This window comes from Nostoc commune NIES-4072 (assembly GCF_003113895.1).
Taxonomy (GTDB): Bacteria; Cyanobacteriota; Cyanobacteriia; order Cyanobacteriales; family Nostocaceae; genus Nostoc; species Nostoc commune.
This window is the reverse complement of the sequence record NZ_BDUD01000001.1, coordinates 1,738,305-1,755,790: the sequence shown is the minus strand read 5'-3', so window position 1 is coordinate 1,755,790 and position 17,486 is coordinate 1,738,305. Positions and strand designations below refer to the sequence as shown.

Sequence of the window (17,486 nt, the reverse complement as noted above, 5' to 3'; positions counted from 1 at the left end):
CATTGGGCATGGGGAATAAATTTTTATAACTCCTAACTCCTAACTCCTAACTCCTAATTCCTCACTCCTAACTCCCCCACTCAGCACTCAGCACTATTTATGAGCATTACACTTACAGGTACAATCGAACGCCGTGATATTGGCACAGGCGCATGGGCGTTAGTTACAGAAGAGGGCGTTACTTACGAAATCCTCAGAGGTGCTGACAAAGACTTACTCAAAGCCGGACAAAAAGCAAAAGTGAAAGGACAGGTACGTGAAGATATCATGACAGCCGCGATGATTGGCCCTGTCCTGGAAGTTAAATCTTTTGAGGTAATTTAGTTCTGACTAGCTGGGGAATTTAGAACCTCTTGAAGACGGCTTCTAAACTCCCCTTTGGGATGTCCTCCTTTTACTTCACCCACAATCTGAAATTCCCCTTCTGGAGAATTGCAGATGATGTAAGTAGGCCATCCCATTTCTGATTTATCGGGATACTGAGTTAATAAAATCTTGCGATACTTGCGGTAAGCCGCCGTATCCTGCATTTTTACATCGATAAATTCTAAACCCAGTTCTTCAGCCACTTTTTTGTCATAAAAAGACATTTTGTGGCAGATGCCGCACTCACAGCGCTGGCTAGTTTATGGTTAGCAATCATGCCTGATACATTCAGATCCTCGATCCTAATGACAGCAGCTTTACGACTTATGTCAGTGGTCATTTTTTGAGTGGCATCTTGCCGAATGTTGGCAACATGAGCGTGTTGTGTTGCCAGTCGGACATAATATCGTTTCGCTTTATTTGATGCTTTGATTTTCAGCTTCTTATTGCCAAGGACTTTATTACGATTTCGCCACTGCAATTTCCCAAGCTTGATTTTCGCCTTTTTGGTAGTGACAGGCATATCGTAAAAAGTACCGTCAGAACAAGTTGCTAAGACTTTCACTCCTAAGTCAACACCAATCTTTTTAATTGGGTGAATTATTGGTGGAATCTTCTCGGCATCCAACACAAACGCAACGAACCATCTATCTGCGGTTCTAGAAACAGTAAATGTCTGGGAACTACAGATAAAATCAATTCGTTCTTTTAATCTAAGTTCCTTTAGTCCGGGTAACTTTATAATCTTTCCAGCATTTATTACAACTCGGTTAGTAAATGGCAGTGCTGGTTTACCTTTTTCGAGATATATGCCAGCAGTTTTGTAAACACTAAAGGAGTCACCTTTTTTCTTGGACTTCTTCTTTGGGAAATCTCCTAACCCTTTACGCCACTTCGAAAAAGCATCCTTCAAGTCAATAAATGCTGACTGATACACTGTGGACGGATACTCTCTCATCCACGCATATTCAGGCTTTTGCATTGTAACTTGAGTTAGAACTTTCTTGATAGCATCAATGCGTTTGGAGTCAGAAGCTTTTACGTCTTCAAAACTCCAAGATGCAGTTAGCAGTTCTAATCCATAGTTGTAAACAAACCGCTTAAAGCCAGCATTGCCACGCATCAAGGAGGTTTCAACCTTATTTAGTTTTAATTCTCGCTTGATAGCAAACATAGCTAAACTTTTGCAAACTTATTTACTTAAATAAGTATATCCTACTTTGAACAAGGATCGACACCTTGAGCAATTAACTTTACTTTTTGCTTATATTTGCGTAATCCGTATAAACGACTGGAAAAGCAATGCACGATTGACAACAAATCTTGAACCAGTTCTTCATGGGGCGATAATGCTTCACTGTTAGCTACTACAACAGTTCCGCCTCCCCAGACAATAATTTGTTCTACCAAGTCAAAACCGAAGCGGCATAGCCTATCTTTGTGGGCTACATAGACCGATTTAACTTCTCCTTGAATTGCCCACTGAATAATTTGGAGAAACTTTTTGCGCTTAAAGTTAAGTCCACCGCCTATTTCTTCGATTCTGTCAGTGACTACTACGCCATTAGCAACACAAAACCCATCCATAGATTCAACTTGACTAAGCAGATCATCTTTTTGCCCATGTGATGAAACACGGCAATAGATAATTATTCTTGTTGGAAATTTGCCGGACTTCAGGTTTCGAGCTAGTGCTAAGTGTGATTCTGTGTAAATTCTTTGATTGCCTAGCGTCCTTTCCGGGGTTAGTTTCCCTTCTGTCTCCCACCGCCTTAACGTCGATGAAGAGACACCAATTAATCCGCCAAACTCTGCAACCTTCCACATAAACTTGTCTAAAATACCTAAATATAGATAAGTTTAGCAAAGTTTTCTGCTATTTAGTTTAACTCTTCTGAAGAGAACTTAATTACAGCTAAACTCATGGGTTGGAGACTCTTTGATTCTATGCAAAGTTTTTTAGCATAATGCCATGAAATATTACCATATAGCTGGTCATTCTTGGCAAATTAATAGTGAAACCCTGAACCAGTAAGTGTTTTATCTCCTTCCCTGCTTCTAGTAGGGAGGGCAATTTTTTGGCAGTAAGGGTCAAAATGTAGAAAAAAAATTAAGAATATGATTAAATATCATAGCAATCATTTTGATATGACATCTCTAGCTCATAATAAAAAGAAAGCGATTCAGGGACGGGGCGATCGCATTATGCTTTATCCTGGCAGCAACATAAGGATACTCAAGGTCTACCACCAGTAGCAACAAGTAGAGTAATGCACTACAGTTATGTAGGCGGTGTCTGACAACAAGCCACTACGCATCTAAGCCAAAAAAAAACCCCCAGTGGATGTTAGCCAACCAGGGGAGTTAGTTATCAGGGTGCATCTACCAATTAAATGTTCTCAGGTTAAACACCATACTCCGGATAAATTTGTACAAAGGTTAGTTATTTATTAAAATAAAAAAACCCCAGTTGGTGTTAGCCAACTAAGGGAGTGAGTTATCAGGGTGCATCTACCATCAATCTTTTCTAGGGGCAGCCAGTATCTTCCGGAGAAAATCGTCAAAATCGGGGTTGATGGCAATGTCTACGACGGGCTACGCCTACGAAACTAGAAAAAACCCCCAGTGGGTGTTAGCCAACTAGGGGAGTGAGTTATCAGGGTGCATCTACCAATAATTTTTTCTACAGTAAATGGGTCGCTACCGGATAAATTAGCAGAGCATGAATTTGTTACTGTTTGTTTATCAAAGAAAAACCTCAGAGGGGTTAGTTATCAGGACTAATTTGCCAATTAAATAATGGGTGTGCCAGCCCCAACGGGGAAGTTAAAAGTCAAAAGTCAAAAATCAAGCATGATTGTTGCTTTAGGACTTAAGCACAAGAAATCGCCCAAACTCCTGACAAAGTTGACTCTTAGCGTAGCGATCGCAACGTAAGAGTGCGTAGAGTAGGAACTGTTGAAAGGGTTCCCCGACTCTTAAAGCTTGCTAGCAAGAACGTCTTTGAACAGGATAAGCAACTGGCGTAAGCTCATTATAAATATAGGTTTGAAGCTTTTAGTGCGTAAGTTTTGTGCTTAATTCTTTCATAAAAAAACCCCCTAGTGGGCGTTAGCCAACCAGGGGAGCTAGTTATCAGGGTGCATCTACCAATTAAATGTTCTAGGTTTAACCACCATGTTCCGGATAAATTTCTGAGAAAATTGATTCTTCTGTTTTTTCCAAAAAACAAGAGTGGATATTAACTGAATTAAGGGAGTTCAAGATCAAGGGACATCCCATCTACTAATCAAGTATTCTAGGGTTAAGCACTATTTTCTGGTAGAGAATATCTGCGTCAAAAGTTGCTGTTGTTTGCCAAAATTAAAAAAACCCCCAGTGGGTTTTAGCCAACTAGGGGAGTTGAAGATCAAGGTGCATCTACCAATTAAATGTTCTAGTCGCAAGTAATCCGATCCGGATAAAGTTGTAAAGGCAGAAAAAGCAAAACAACTAGAATTCAGAAACATTCAGGGGTGGGATGCATCTAAGTTATCAGAGGGAGCGGAAAATCGACTTGAAACTTTCGCGTTTCAAACCAGATTTAGGAGGCAAACAGGAGAAACTGTGACCCAGGAATTCCACATTTCGGTAACTCCTGTAGGGCGAAATGACTACTTGGTGCGGACGGAACAAGTCGCGCCTGGGGTACCATTGGCAGAAGAATTGGTGACTTGGCCTGTAGCTGATTGGTTAATAGCTGCTGGGCATTTGATGAATGATCCGTTGAAGTCGGTGTTGCAAGGTGATCTATTCGCCTCTGGTGGTCACGAAAGCGATATCGCCAGAAACTCTGTTAATTTGGTGGTCTTAGGTCAACAATTTTATAACGCCCTATTCCAAGGTACTCTTAGGGATAGTTGGATTACTGCCCAAGGTATTGCTCAGAACCATCAACAAGTACTTCGCTTACGGTTGGGGCTAAAAGACACCAGATTAGCTCGTTTGCCTTGGGAAGTGATGCACGCTGGCGATCGCCCTCTAGCTACCGGGCCTTATGTGGCTTTTTCTCGCTTCCAAAGTGGAATTTTGGGAGTTTCGCCTTTGCGATCGCTGCGGGGGGCTACGCCTACGCCAAATATGCCCACACCACTACAACAAGGTGGTGTAAGAGTATTGATGGTAATTGCTTCCCCTTCAGATCAAGTCCGCCTTGACTTACAGAAACAAGAAGCTATCAAACTGCAAGCAGAGCTTCACCGTTTACCACGAATTGCTGAAAATAGCAATCGTTTCCCAGAAATTGAACTCACTGTATTAGATCAACCAGGGCGAGAAGAACTGACGCAAGCTCTAGAACAAGGCAGATACCATGTTCTCCACTACTCAGGTCATAGTAACTTAGGTTCCAATGGCGGAGAAATTTATCTTGCTAGTCGCAGAACTGGCTTAACAGAAATCTTGACTGGCGACGATTTGGCTGGTTTGCTCGTCAACAATAACATCCAAATGGCAGTGTTTAACTCCTGCTTGGGGGCATACACAGCTGCATCCGATCCCTCTGGAGATACTGGCGAACGGAATTTGGCAGAAAGTCTGGTGAAGCGCGGAATTAGAAGCGTTTTGGCGATGTCAGAACGGATTCCTGATGAAGTGGCGTTGACGCTCACACAATTGTTTTACCGCAACTTGAGTCAGGGATATCCAGTAGATTTGTGCGTCAGTCGGGTACGCCAAGGATTAATTTCTGCTTATGGTTCTCACCAGATGTACTGGGCATTACCGATTTTATATCTCCAGCCAGAATTTGACGGTTTTCTGAGCCAAGAAACTGAGTTATCGGATGCAAAGCCCAACCAGTATAATTCGCCTTTAGGGGCAACTTCTACGATGTACTCTGCTATGGCAGACGATAGCGAGATGCCTTTAGGAATGGAGGATATGATTCCTTCTGATTTGGCGCGTGATTCTGGGCTGGACTGGCTAGGTGAAGATACTTGGGGCGATCTTGTTGATGAAATTGAGTATGATGACCCAAGCTATGCAGAAGATTGTGCGATAGTTTCGGATTTATTTCGTCAGCTAGATAACCAAACAGCTCCAACTGAACTGGATCAACAAATTTCCGAAAATACTCTTCAACAAAGCCAGGTTTCAGAAGAAATGACTTCTTCGCAAGAGGAAGCAGATTTGTGGGGAGAAGCCCCAACACCGCCGCCTCCAACTCCTGGAAACTTGGAAGGAAATTTGCAAAATTCTGCTGATTTTTTGCGTTCACAACCACCGCCACCAAGACCTCGTACCCAACGCCGCAAGGTGTGGCCGATTGTGGGTATTGTGGGGATCAGTGCGTTAGTAGCTGCGATCGCTTTAAATTGGTGGTGGCAGCGATCCCAGCAGCCAATTCTGCCTAACATACCAGTAATTTCCACCCAGCCTTTACCCATTAAAAAGCAGCAAAATATCGACTTACAGGCGGCAGAGACTGGAATTGTCACCGCCACCGCTACAGAAAAATTGAGCCAAGGCGACTTGCAAAGTGGGTTATTGGCTGTAGAAGAACTACTCAATCGTGGCGCACTGACTGCGGCTGAAACTGCCCTGAAACTGATTTCAAGTAAACAAGCTGATGATCCATCGGTGAACTTTTACAAGGGACGGTTAGCTTGGCAGTCTATACAAGCCGGAAACAGTAACTATAGCGTCGATGATGCCCGCCGTTACTGGGAAATTGCTGCAAAAGCTAACCCAGAATCGCTTTTGTATAATAACGCCTTGGGATTTGCTTACTACACTGAAGGCGATTTAAATCGGGGTAATGATTCTTGGTTCAAGGCTTTGAATTTAGCTCTTAAAGAACAGAAAACAGGCTCAACATCTACAGTCCCTCAAGATGCTTTAACTTCTTATGCTGGTTTAGCTCTCGGACTGTATAAATCTGCACTGAGTCAACCTAATGGTAAGCAGACACAATATCTGAAAGAAGCGATCAAGTTGCGACAATTGGTAATTAAGTCTGATCCAGTAAATTTTCAGATAGATAAATTAGCTAAAAATTGGCTGTGGACGGAGAAGGCGATCACAGATTGGCGATCGCTCCTCCAGGAAAAGAGTCAAGAGCAGTAATATGTTGTGGTGGTGCGATCGCTTCTAATTAGTAAATCTTTCAGTGCGATCGCTCTGTTGATTCAGGCTGGCGATCGCTTCTGGCAGTGTCGTTAATTGGTTGTAGGCTATTGGTTCCTAGAACTTTGAGTTTCAGGCGATCGCGGCTACTAATTAAGAATCCTGCAAGATATCAAAGCAATCTACTATCCTGTGTAAGACTACGCGATCGCTAAGAATTTTTACTGAATCTAAAAATAATTTATCATTACCAATAGCTTTAATTGACTTCTAAACGAGTCTTCGATACTCGCGGACGAGTCTTTGATACTCGTGGACGAGTCTTTGATACTCGCGGACGAGTCTTTGATACTCGCGAATGAGTCTTTGATATTCGCGGATGAGTCTCTGATACTCGTGGACGAGTCTTTAATACTCGTGGACGAGTCTTTGATACTCTTTTACTTTTTTAGCCCTTGTTTACGCGACTTCTCCAGCCCGAAAAATCTGTTCAGCAGTTAAATTCAACTCTGGGAACGCTGGCGACTGAATGAGGTCATTTTCCCGAAATTGCCTAACTTGATACTCACCTTCAATTAATTGGTAAATCGAGATAGTTGGTTGTTTAGGATTGCCAATAAAGCGCCTACCACCTAAACCTAGATAATTTACAATCCAATATTCAGGAATACCCAAAGACTCGTAATCTTCTAGCTTCAAAGCATAATCATCACTCCAGTTGGTTGAAACAACTTCTACAACCAACTTCACGGAACTACCCCGCGTAATGATAGATTCTTTTTTCCAACGAGGTTCATCCATAATAGCTTGTCTATCAAGAACGATTACATCTGGTTCATAACCTGAATCAGTGTTAATTGACTTGATGACGCATTCTTTAGGGATAAAACAAGGGATGGACAGACGGGTGATTTCAATAAACAAAGAACCATTGATGAACCCGGCTATCTCTGAGTGCTTCCCTGTTGACTTAGGCATTTCAACAATTACCCCATCATGTAGTTCATAATGCCTGTCTGAAGATTCGGGATACCAGGCGATAAATTCATCAAATGTTACTTGTTTGGTTAAGGCTTGAGTCATACTTTGCCCTCTTTATGTCAAATTTGACCCCTCTCCAAACCTCTCCCCGACACGGAGAGAGGCTTAATCAGCGAACTGAGGTTAAACTTTCGCAGCAGCAGCATTTGGTAAATTCACTTTCAATCGCTTAAACATCGCTTCTCGTGCTTGTGCAGCGAGGCTATCGTCAAAAGGTTTTAAGGTAATTTGTTGCTGATACTTTAGCCGCAGTGCTGTTTGAATTAACCAATCAGCGACAAAGGGATTTTTCGGTAACAAAGGGCCGTGAGAATAAGTAGCGATCGCATTCTGATAAAATGCTCCTTCTGTCCCATCCTCTCCATTATTTCCCAAACCGTACACCACTCGCCCCAAGGCTTCCACTTTTCCCAACTTGGTACGTCCGCCGTGATTTTCAAAGCCTACCAAATATGGTGTGCTACCCGTCATCTCTTTTAAATCTTGCGCTAGGCGTGAAGCTGTCACTTCAATTACCAAGTTACCAATACAACGCTTAGTATTTTCACCAGGATGCACGGAAACTAAATCGAGTATTCCCAAACCATCAATCCGTTGTCCTAAGCCTGGTTCATAATAATGTCCCAGTAATTGGGGTGAACCACAAGTAAATACTCCTGGTGTTCCATTTTCGATTTTCTCGCGCATCGCATCAGCTTTTGCACCTTGCAAATCACGCATGACAATTTCTTGCTGACGATCTTGTGCGCCACCACCAACGATTACATCTACAGTTTTTATATCTGCGGCTGTGGAATTTTGATCTAGGGGTAACACTTTAACATCGTATCCCCGCCACTCGGCGCGACGTTCTATAGTAATTACATTACCGCGATCGCCATAGGTACTCATCAGCGTCGGGTATAACCAACCAATTGTTAATTCCAAATTTTGAGAACTCATAAATTTAGGGAATGGGGAATAGGGAATGGGGAGTAGGGAGTGGGAAATTAGGAATTGAGAATGGGGAATTGGGGAAATAATTTCTCTTTTCTTTACCCCTACTCCCCATTCCCCACTCCCTACTCCCCAATTTAAAGAATTTTCCGCCCAGTTAGAACTTCTCGCACTTCTAGCATGGCTGAGTAGGTGGGCAGAATGTGCAGAGTTTCATTCTCTGGTGTATGCTCTAATGCAGTAGCGATCGCTTGTCGCAAATCTTCTTCCACAATTAAATTTAAGTTACTCTCAGGGGACTTTTGGCTGTAACGTAGACGTAGTGCCATATCGTAGACGCGATCGCCACTCACTACTAAAGTCCCGCCGCGTTCGACTAATTTCTCGGTATCTACGTCCCAAATCCAGGATACATCAGTACCATCGGGTGTGCGATCGTTTAATACCAGCAGTGTGGTTTTATCTGTGCTTTGAGTAACTACGCGAATGGTTTCATTCGTTCCTACAGGATTTTTTGATAACAATATCCGCACCCGTTTACCATTAATTACTAAATCTTCAGCCCGACCAAAGGCAGCTTGAAAGGTATTAATAGTATCTCTAATTGTTACTTCATCAACTCCTAACTCAATAGCCGCAGTAGCAGCAGCTAAAGTATTATATTTGTTGTACAAACCAACCAGAATTTGTGACCATTCACTACTTTCGAGAGTCGGTTTACTTTTACTAAAACCACACTTAGGACAAGTAAAATCTCCCAAATGAGACAAATAAACACCTTTGTAATCTAGAGAATGTCCACATTTGGGACAATAAATAGAATCAACGGCGTGAGGAATTGCTTCTAAATAATGTTCTGGTTCATTCAAGCCAAAGAATAACACCTGTTGGGGTAACTGCTGACCGAGGTTAGATAAAGTTGGGTCGTCCGCATTGGGAATTACTACCGTTTCTGGTGGTAGCGTAGAAATAACTTTTGTCCAACGTTTACTAATTGTGTCTACTTCGCCATACCTATCGAGTTGGTCACGGAACAAGTTTAAACAAAGAATAATTCGCGGCTGGAGTGGTGTTAATACTCTTGGGACAATATTTTCATCAACTTCCAAAATGGCGTAATCAGTATTTAGCGTACCTAGTAAGTTGGTGCTTTCTAAAAGCGCCGTCATCAAGCCATTTTCCAGATTTGCACCTGTAGAATTATGAGTGACGCGAAAACCCTTGCGTTCTAGTATTGTGCATAAAAGCAGGGCTGTAGTGGTTTTGCCGTTAGTACCAGCAATTAAAATCACTCCGTTTTTAACTTGCTGACTCAATAATTGTAAAAGTCGGGGTTCAATGCGACGAGCAATCGAGCCTGGTAATACACTAGCAGCACCCAGACGGAGCGATCGCACTATAAACGTTACACTTTTTGCTACTGACACCGCGAAACCCAATCGCAGCCTATCTATGAATTGTATTTTGTTTCCCACATTCGTACCCTAGTCTTCTGGCGTTGCTAATTAAAAGTGCAAATTTAATCTTGTGAGTTTAGCGAATCCTGGCTGAAAAAGCCAGCCTCAAAATCAAGATGCAGGGAGCAGGGGAGAGTTTGAATTTAGTTCATCCACCTCGGAACTCCGTTCATCCACCTCAGAACTGGATTCATCCACCTCGGAACTCCGTTCATCCACCTCGGAACTGGATTCATCCACCTCGGAACTCCGTTCATCCACCTCAGAACTGGATTCATCCACCTTGGAACTCCGTTCATCCACCTCGGAACTGGATTCATCCACCTCGGAACTCCGTTCATCTTCATCATCCACTTACGAGAGATAATCTCAGTAGGCGTTATCTTAAAAAGTAGTGCGCGGGCGTAATTACATATCCAGCCCAGTTTGCCGAATTCAGCACAAACTCACGACAACTAATAGCTTGCAAGGTTCCTTTTGATGAATACCACAAAGTTTCTTTTTTTACATAAACAAATTACTGGCTGGCAAAGGTGGTTGTCCAAGTGCCTGTTGTTGCTTGCAAGTCTTTTCATTATAAGTATGCAACCTGCATTTGCTGGTCTTAATAATGATTTATATGATGGCAACATTTTTGTCGTTTATGCTGGCAACGGTTCATTGGTTCCTCCCAGACAGACATTGGCACAGGCTTTAGCGGAACATAAACCCATATTTTTGGCCTTTTATTTGGATGACAGCAGCGATTCCAAAAGATATGCTATTTCCATTTCACGAGTACAGGAATTCTATGGTCGGGTAGCAGAAATTATGCCGATTAGTGTAGATGCTATCCCGCTTAAACAGACCTACGACCCTACAGAAGCAGGATATTACTATTCTGGGGCTGTTCCTCAAGTTGTGGTGTTTAATAAATCAGGTGAAGTCGTTTTAAATAAAAAAGGTCAAGTACCTTTTGAAGAGATAGACGACGAATTTCGTAAAATCTTTGATTTAGTACCACGCACTGAAACAGCACAGCTAAAACGGCGAGCCTTTAATGAGTTTAGTAGTGAGTTAGCTAAGTAACTTATAGGGTAGGCCAAATTGGTCTGCCCTAATTTTTAGTGATATCTGTTACTACATTGCCATCGTTCTCAAAGCATAATATTGAAATATCTGTGTTAACAGATTAGAAAGTTAGCAAGAATTCAGCACCCAGGAGTCAGAAATCAGAATTTAAAAGGAATGCAGTACGATCAGTAAATTGATGTATCAAGTATTCTTCTGATTCTTTAACTATTCTGACTCTTAAATTCTTACGAAAGTTAATTCATAGTCTATAGTCCATAACAAATGACTAATGACTAATGACTAATGACAAACTAGAGTGTATTCTAATGTCAAAGGTTTACACGACTCAGGAGCTAATTAAAATTTTGGCAGCCGAACGCCAAGCTTGCCTCAACGGAAAACGCCTAAAATTAGAAATACCAGTCTCTGGCAATCCTGTAATTGACCAGTTTCTCATGACTGATGGGCTGCAACAGTTCACTGCCTATCAAGATTTCAAAGCTGCAATTCATGAATATCAAAGGGAAAACCAAGTTTCAGGTATTATTTGGCGTGAGGTAACAGTCAAAGGTAAAAACTTAAACTATCCCGAAGTAGACAGCGAGTTAATAGCCCTCACCAGTGACTTAGAAATATTAAAAACTGCTAAAAATTCTATTGTAGAATTTTGGTATGAAGTCTCTATGGGGATGGATTTATACTTAAGTTTCAATAATAATAAACAATACCAAAAAATTGTTACATCTGATGTAGAAAGAATTGTTCAAATAACAGAATGGGCAAGTTTATGCAAGTGGGAAAATTCTAACTTTTTGGAAATGATTTTGCAGCTAGGATGGGGTAAACCAGAAGAAGCTTGTTATAAACGAGGAAGACCGCAATCGGGTAGTGAATATATTCATGCAGTCAATCCTGGTAATCGGCCTATTGGTTGAGCGAAGAGGCAGGGGGGCAATGCTCTGTTTGGTTAAGGAATTTTTTGGTTGAGGTAGGCAGGGGGGGCAGGGGGAGAAGAGAAGCAGGGGGAGAGAAGAATTACTGAACAATAAATAACCTTCTTTCCTCCCCTGCCCCCTGCCTCTTTCAAAATTAATTCTGCGCGATGAGATTGACGATCGCACTAGCTAAATCTGCTGGATCGACGGGTTTCGGTAGGTGCTTTTGAAATCCAGCTGCCATTGCTTGGTTATAGTCAATTTCTCCAGCATAAGCTGTCAATGCGATCGCAGGAATTTGCCCACCTTGTTCTGGCGGTAATTTTCTCACTTCGCGCAGCAGCATATAGCCATCCATTATGGGCATTCCAATATCGCTTAACAAAATATCTGGCTTTGATTGAGTTAGTATTTCCAGCGCTTCACTTGCTGATTCAGCTAGGGTTACAGTTGCGCCATATTGTTCTAGCGCAAAGCTAAAAAACTCTCGCACATCTGCTTGATCGTCCACAAGCAGAATTTTTACTCCAGCAAGTAATGTGTCGTCATTACTTAGTTCTGGTTGAGAAGCTTCATCACTGCTGACTCGTAACTCGGAGTTTTTGAGCAAAGGTAGTCTGACTGTAAAGGTAGCTCCTTTTCCTTCTCCTAGACTCTCTGCCTGAACTGTACCACCGTGAAGTTCTACCAAATGACGCACAATTGCTAACCCCAATCCCAACCCGCCAAATATCCTGGTTGTCTTGGCATCTGCTTGTCGGAAGTAATCAAATACGTAAGGCAAAAATTCCAGCATAATTCCCTTACCTGTATCAATCACCTGAATTTGAGCTTCTGACCCAACTTGCTCTAGACGCACTTCTACTCGTCCTTCTGTGGGTGTGAATTTAACGGCATTGGAGAGGAGATTCCACATTACTTGTTGCAAACGATCGCTATCACCCAAAACTTTGCCGATATCAGGACTTAGCACCGTTTTTATTTCGATTGATTTGGCTTCTGCTGCTAAACGCACCGTTTCTAGTGCAGCTGCGATCGCTACTTTCAAATCCACTGCATAAAGATTTAACCTGACTTTACCTTGTAAAATCCGCGAAACATCAAGTAAATCTCCAATCAGTTGGGTTTGTAACTTGGCATTACGCTCGATTGTTTCCAATGCCCGGATTCTTGTGGCTTCGTCAAACTTGCGGGTTCTGAGTAACTTCGCCCATCCTAAAATCGGATTTAGAGGAGTTCTAAGTTCATGGGAAAGGACAGCAAGAAATTCATCTTTAATCCGGTTAGCTGTCTCGGCTTGTGCCCTGGCAGTTTTTTCGGCTTCGTAAAGTTGAGCGCGGGCGATCGCTTGGCCACACTGCTGTCCCAGTGTCAACATAAATCCCCGGTCTTCTTCATTAAATATTTGAAGAGGAGTAAAGCTGAATCCCAAAGCCCCAATTACTTTGCCTTCTGCTACCAAGGGAATAGAAGCCCAGGCATTATTCGCTATAACAGTCACAATATTTGCTAAGTCGGGATATCTAGCAATCATGGCTGCTAAATTTTCTAAAAAAACCGGCTGCCCAGTTCTGACTGTTTCTGCTATTTGGTTAGGTGCTGTGATGGGAAAAGTCTCCCAAGTATCTATAAGTGTTTGCGGATAGCCAATTGCTTGCACAACTTTTAGGGTAGTACCTCCCTCAGTAAGTAAGACAACGGAACCACCAGTAGCTTCTAAGGCGGCAATGCCTTGGTTCACCACTACATCGGCTACCTGTTGGGGAGTTAAGGCTTCGGAGAAGGCAGCAGTTATTCTTTGCAAAAGTATGGTGCGATTGACAGACCGTTGAGTTTCTTGGTAGAGTCTGGCGTTGTCAATCGCTATTGCTGCCCGACGAGCAATATCCTCTGCTAAAGCCAAGTCTGTCTGTTGATAATGCCGACCTGACTCGGCTGTAAAAAAAGAGATTGCTCCGAATAATTGCCCACGGGAACGGACTGGAATCACCATTAGAGAACGAATACCCAGGCTTCGCAGCAATTGTAGATGTTCCTCGTCTTCAGCCATCTGTATAAGATGAGAGTCGGAAAATTCCGGGTAAAAGACAGATATTCCCTGCCGTAGCTGCCACACAAGTTGTTTTGCTCTGGTTTGGGGTGAATAACGCCGTTGGATTTCGTCTAAAATATTTTGTTTTCTGGGATTAGCAATTGCGATCGCAATTTGTTTACTTGACCAATCTTTCTGGAAAACATCTACAATACACCAGTCAGCTAGGGTGGGAACTGCTAAATTGGCCACACTTTCCAAGGCGACTTCATAATCTAATGAGGCAGCTAGTAAGGTGCTGGCTTCGACTAAAAACTGTTGTGTGGCTTCAACTCGTTGGCGTTCGCAAAGCGCAGCTTGCTGCTCGCGGAGCGCGGCAAGCCGTTCGCTAATATCTTCAATAATGCCTAAAGCATACTTTGGTTGTCCGTTATCATCCCAAACTACTGATGAAGTTAAATTTACCCAAACAATAGAACCATCTTTGCGGATGTAGCGCTTTTCTAGAGAATAACCACTAATTTCTTTTGCTAAAACTTGCCGAGCATTTTCCCAATCAATTTCTAAATCGTCAGGGTGGGTAATTTCCTGAAAGTTTAATTGGATTAACTCTTCATGGCTGTATCCAGTAATTTCACATAGGGCAGGATTAACTTGAAGAAATTGTCCATCCAACCCTACTAAAGTAATGCCAACAGCTGCCTGGTTGAACATTGCCCGGAACCTTTCTTCGCTTTCTCGTAAGGCAACTTCTGTTTGCTTTGCTGCTGTCACATCTGCCAAAATAATTCCAATCCCTATCCTTTCTCCCATTGGATTATTCACCGGATAATAGTTGCCCAGCCAGTAGCCGTAACGTTCTGGTTGTTCCCTTGTATTACCACTGATTTCTACATTCAGCAGGGGTTCTCCAGTATCCAACACGTGCTGTAATTGTAGCTCCAACTCAGCCGCCATCGCTGGCAAAACTTCCCCAAATTTGCGTCCTAGATGTTCTTCTATGGTCAAACCGTTAATGTCAGCGAAAACTTGATTAATTCGGATATATCGCAGTTCCCGATCCAAAAAGCATACCGCAACGGGAGCAGCGCCTAAGAGCGCATCTAGAAGAGATAGAGATTCGGCGTAATGGACTAAAGCCTGGTGGATATCTCGATAAAGTCGGGCATTTTCCACTGCTAAGGCAGCCCGATGGCTAATCTCTGTTGCTAAAGTTAGGTCAGTGCGATCGTAGCGACGGTTTGATTGGGTGCTGACAAAACTAATAGTGCCGAGGACTCGCCCTTGTGCGATTAACGGCACAATCATCATAGACTTCATCCCCAATTGCCGAACAAGTTCTAAGTGTTCCTGATTCTGAGTACTTGCCACTAATAGCGAGTCAGAGATATCTGAGATTAATTCACTTTGCCCAGTTTGCAGTACTTTAGCAATTACACTTGCACCCTTGTAATCTGGCACATACTCCTGAAGTTTACGCGCTAACTCCGCTTTCGATGAGTCTGCATGGGCAATGGGTAGACGGCGAATAGAACCATCTTCATTTAGAACATCAACGCTACACCAATCAGCAAGCTGGGGAACTGATATTTTGGCGATCTGTTGTAAGGTTTCTTCGTAATCTAGCGAAGTAGATAGTAAACTACTAATTTGGGCGATATAGCGAAGCCTTTCTTCAGCCTGCTTGCGCTCTGTAATATCAAGAGCAAAAAAAGCTCCTCTATCTACAGTCCCTTCAAAGTGGCTACCACCCGCCAAAATTGGGAAGCGCGAACCGTCTTTACGAATATATTCTTTTTCAAAGGGGGTGCAAAAGGAATCGTTTTGAAATTGAGTTAATGCTTGCTTATCAAGTGGCAGGTATTCTTTAGGAGTTAGGTCTTGCCAACGAAGTTCTCCGGCAAGTAATTCTTCACGGGTATAACCCACCATATTTAGCAAGGCATCGTTAGCATCTGTAATCCTGCCGTCTCTATGCCAGAAGCCAATACCAATCATATTAGACTCAACCACACTGCGAAACTTCGCTTCGCTTTCTTGCAGTGCTTGCTCAGTTTGTTTCAGTTGAGTAATATCAATTGAACTAATGCCTACTCCTAATAACTGTCCATCCGGCAAACACACCGGATAATAGCTGACAAGACCATAACGATATACTCCAGAAGGATTAGTTTCACCGCTCACTTCCTGATTAAGCAAGGGTTGCCTAGATTCCATCACTTGCTCAAAAACAGGCTCAATTTGAGCTGCCCATTCCGGTAGTACTTCCCTAAAGGTGCGACCAATATGTTGACTTTGTGGTACACCATTGGTAGCTGCTAACGCTTCATTAACATGAATGTAGCGAAGTTCAGTATCGAGAAAAGCCAGCGCCACTGGTGAACTAGTAACCCAAGCATTGAGTAACGCCAGAGATTCGTCTTTTTGCTGAATCACTTGCTGAAGTTCTTGGTGTAACGTGGCTTTTTCTAGTTCTGCCTGCTTGCGCTCAGTTATATTTACACCTACACAGGTAATACCTTGAATGCTATTGTCTACATTTCTTAGCGGTTCAATCAGCAAATCGTAGTAACGGTTTTCTCCATCAATTGTCAGATAAACCTCTTGGCGGGTTGAAATACCAGTTTCTAGTACCTTCTGCTTAATTGCCCTCAATTGCTCTGCTACTAAGGCTGGAAATAGTTCATCATCAGACTTACCCAGCATTTCCTCAGCAGTGTTTAGACTTTGAGGATTATGAATCCACTGATATCGCAAATCGCGATCGTGTTGAAATACCACGATATCTGAACTACTTAACGCTAATCGAAATCGCTCCTCACAAACTCTGAGCTTTTGGAGATTTCCATCAGCCCGGCTTTTAGCAGTCTTTAATGCCTCACATAAGATACTAAAGAGCAATCCTTGTAATGCAAACAACCCAATTCGCACGAAATTGGATAAGTCAAAACTCAGATCATAAGCTGGAGGGAGAAAAAAGTAATCGCTCAGTAACGCAGACAAGGAAGTTGCTAACAGCCCTGATTTCAAACCACCATACCAACCACTCACCATTACAGCGCTAAAAAACAGCAAGAAAGGAGTTTCTCTCATGCTTAACCAGGGGTCTAGCATCAACATCAGCACTAATGCAAGTGCGACAATTAATACAACAATGCCATAACGCAGTAACTGAGAATAACGAATATGGGGCATGAAAATGTTTTGGAATAACCAATACTTATTGCAAAGGCTCTATACACCCTAAGCTAGTTTGCAATTTTTAGGAATTTATCTCTAGATAGATTTTTATTTATTTATAAAACTTCTGTGGTGAGAGGTTAATTACCCAGTAATATAGTATCTAAAGCCAGAATTTATTACTTATCTTATATATTTATCGGACTAATATTTGATTTATGAAAAAGCTCGGTACAGATCGAAAAGCCTAATTCTTTATCCCTTACTCCCTACTACTTCGGCTCCTTTTGACTTCGCTCAAGGCAAGTCGCTCAGTACAATTCCCTACTCTCCGCCCACCTAGATAATTTCCAAAATCAAATACGATTCCTATATAACATC

The 17,486-nt window shown here is 42.4% G+C and carries 12 protein-coding genes; 4 read left to right on the top strand and 8 right to left on the bottom strand.

Annotated features, from left to right (window positions below):
• Window positions 1-99 precede the first annotated feature (99 nt).
• Window positions 100-324 (top strand): hypothetical protein, encoded by a 225-nt coding sequence (locus CDC33_RS07835; protein ID WP_109008009.1) that lies wholly within the window; start codon window positions 100-102, stop codon window positions 322-324.
• On the opposite strand, the gene CDC33_RS07830 is transcribed toward CDC33_RS07835, so the two are convergent.
• From CDC33_RS07830 to CDC33_RS07820, 3 genes are read right to left on the bottom strand one after another with little or no spacing between them, the layout of a single operon-like run.
• Window positions 321-590, bottom strand: a complete 270-nt coding sequence (locus tag CDC33_RS07830; protein WP_109008008.1) for a thioredoxin family protein — start codon at window positions 588-590, stop codon at window positions 321-323. The genes CDC33_RS07835 and CDC33_RS07830 overlap by 4 nt on opposite strands.
• Window positions 548-1,540, bottom strand: a complete 993-nt coding sequence (locus CDC33_RS07825; RefSeq protein WP_146195787.1) for an RNA-guided endonuclease InsQ/TnpB family protein — start codon at window positions 1,538-1,540, stop codon at window positions 548-550. The genes CDC33_RS07830 and CDC33_RS07825 overlap by 43 nt, the downstream gene beginning before the upstream one ends.
• Before the next feature lie 41 nt (window positions 1,541-1,581).
• Window positions 1,582-2,193, bottom strand: coding sequence for an IS607 family transposase (locus CDC33_RS07820; protein ID WP_109007710.1), 612 nt, complete (start codon window positions 2,191-2,193; stop codon window positions 1,582-1,584).
• Between the two features lie 1,779 nt (window positions 2,194-3,972).
• Between CDC33_RS07820 and hetF the strand changes: the two genes are divergently transcribed.
• Window positions 3,973-6,471, top strand: a complete 2,499-nt coding sequence (gene hetF / locus CDC33_RS07815) for a cell division protein HetF (RefSeq protein ID WP_109008007.1) — start codon at window positions 3,973-3,975, stop codon at window positions 6,469-6,471.
• A 459-nt stretch (window positions 6,472-6,930) separates the two neighbouring features.
• On the opposite strand, the gene CDC33_RS07805 is transcribed toward hetF, so the two are convergent.
• The 4 genes from CDC33_RS07805 to CDC33_RS07790 all read right to left on the bottom strand — a co-directional run bounded on the left by CDC33_RS07805 (window position 6,931) and on the right by CDC33_RS07790 (window position 10,259).
• Window positions 6,931-7,554: a Uma2 family endonuclease gene (locus tag CDC33_RS07805; protein WP_109008005.1), complete on the bottom strand. Its 624-nt coding sequence runs from the start codon at window positions 7,552-7,554 to the stop codon at window positions 6,931-6,933.
• Window positions 7,555-7,635: 81 nt separating this feature from the next.
• A complete protein-coding gene (locus tag CDC33_RS07800; RefSeq protein ID WP_109008004.1) occupies window positions 7,636-8,454 on the bottom strand; it encodes a type 1 glutamine amidotransferase in 819 nt (272 codons plus the stop codon).
• Between the two features lie 131 nt (window positions 8,455-8,585).
• The gene (locus CDC33_RS07795; RefSeq protein WP_109008003.1) at window positions 8,586-9,923 is read right to left on the bottom strand and encodes a Mur ligase family protein; all 1,338 of its coding nucleotides are present in this window, start codon (window positions 9,921-9,923) and stop codon (window positions 8,586-8,588) included.
• 93 nt (window positions 9,924-10,016) lie between these two features.
• The gene (locus CDC33_RS07790; RefSeq protein ID WP_109008002.1) at window positions 10,017-10,259 is read right to left on the bottom strand and encodes a hypothetical protein; all 243 of its coding nucleotides are present in this window, start codon (window positions 10,257-10,259) and stop codon (window positions 10,017-10,019) included.
• A gap of 126 nt (window positions 10,260-10,385) precedes the next feature.
• Between CDC33_RS07790 and CDC33_RS07785 the strand changes: the two genes are divergently transcribed.
• Both CDC33_RS07785 and CDC33_RS07780 read left to right on the top strand, forming a co-directional pair.
• Window positions 10,386-10,973: a thylakoid membrane photosystem I accumulation factor gene (locus CDC33_RS07785; protein ID WP_109008001.1), complete on the top strand. Its 588-nt coding sequence runs from the start codon at window positions 10,386-10,388 to the stop codon at window positions 10,971-10,973.
• Window positions 10,974-11,284: 311 nt separating this feature from the next.
• Window positions 11,285-11,893, top strand: a complete 609-nt coding sequence (locus CDC33_RS07780) for a hypothetical protein (protein WP_109012489.1) — start codon at window positions 11,285-11,287, stop codon at window positions 11,891-11,893.
• A gap of 154 nt (window positions 11,894-12,047) precedes the next feature.
• On the opposite strand, the gene CDC33_RS07775 is transcribed toward CDC33_RS07780, so the two are convergent.
• Window positions 12,048-17,120 carry a PAS domain S-box protein gene (locus tag CDC33_RS07775; protein WP_109008000.1) on the bottom strand — a complete coding sequence of 1,691 codons (5,073 nt, stop codon included), beginning with the start codon at window positions 17,118-17,120 and terminating at the stop codon, window positions 12,048-12,050.
• Between the last annotated feature and the right edge of the window lie 366 nt (window positions 17,121-17,486).

Bases quoted from the DNA above. Each gene is read 5' to 3' on its own strand.
- CDC33_RS07835 (WP_109008009.1), top strand. From the start codon at position 100: ATGAGCATTACACTTACAGGTACAATCGAACGCCGTGATATTGGCACA.
- CDC33_RS07830 (WP_109008008.1), bottom strand. From the start codon at position 590: ATGTCTTTTTATGACAAAAAAGTGGCTGAAGAACTGGGTTTAGAATTT.
- CDC33_RS07825 (WP_146195787.1), bottom strand. From the start codon at position 1,540: ATGTTTGCTATCAAGCGAGAATTAAAACTAAATAAGGTTGAAACCTCC.
- CDC33_RS07820 (WP_109007710.1), bottom strand. From the start codon at position 2,193: ATGTGGAAGGTTGCAGAGTTTGGCGGATTAATTGGTGTCTCTTCATCG.
- CDC33_RS07805 (WP_109008005.1), bottom strand. From the start codon at position 7,554: ATGACTCAAGCCTTAACCAAACAAGTAACATTTGATGAATTTATCGCC.
- CDC33_RS07800 (WP_109008004.1), bottom strand. From the start codon at position 8,454: ATGAGTTCTCAAAATTTGGAATTAACAATTGGTTGGTTATACCCGACG.
- CDC33_RS07785 (WP_109008001.1), top strand. From the start codon at position 10,386: ATGAATACCACAAAGTTTCTTTTTTTACATAAACAAATTACTGGCTGG.
- CDC33_RS07780 (WP_109012489.1), top strand. From the start codon at position 11,285: ATGTCAAAGGTTTACACGACTCAGGAGCTAATTAAAATTTTGGCAGCC.
- CDC33_RS07775 (WP_109008000.1), bottom strand. From the start codon at position 17,120: ATGCCCCATATTCGTTATTCTCAGTTACTGCGTTATGGCATTGTTGTA.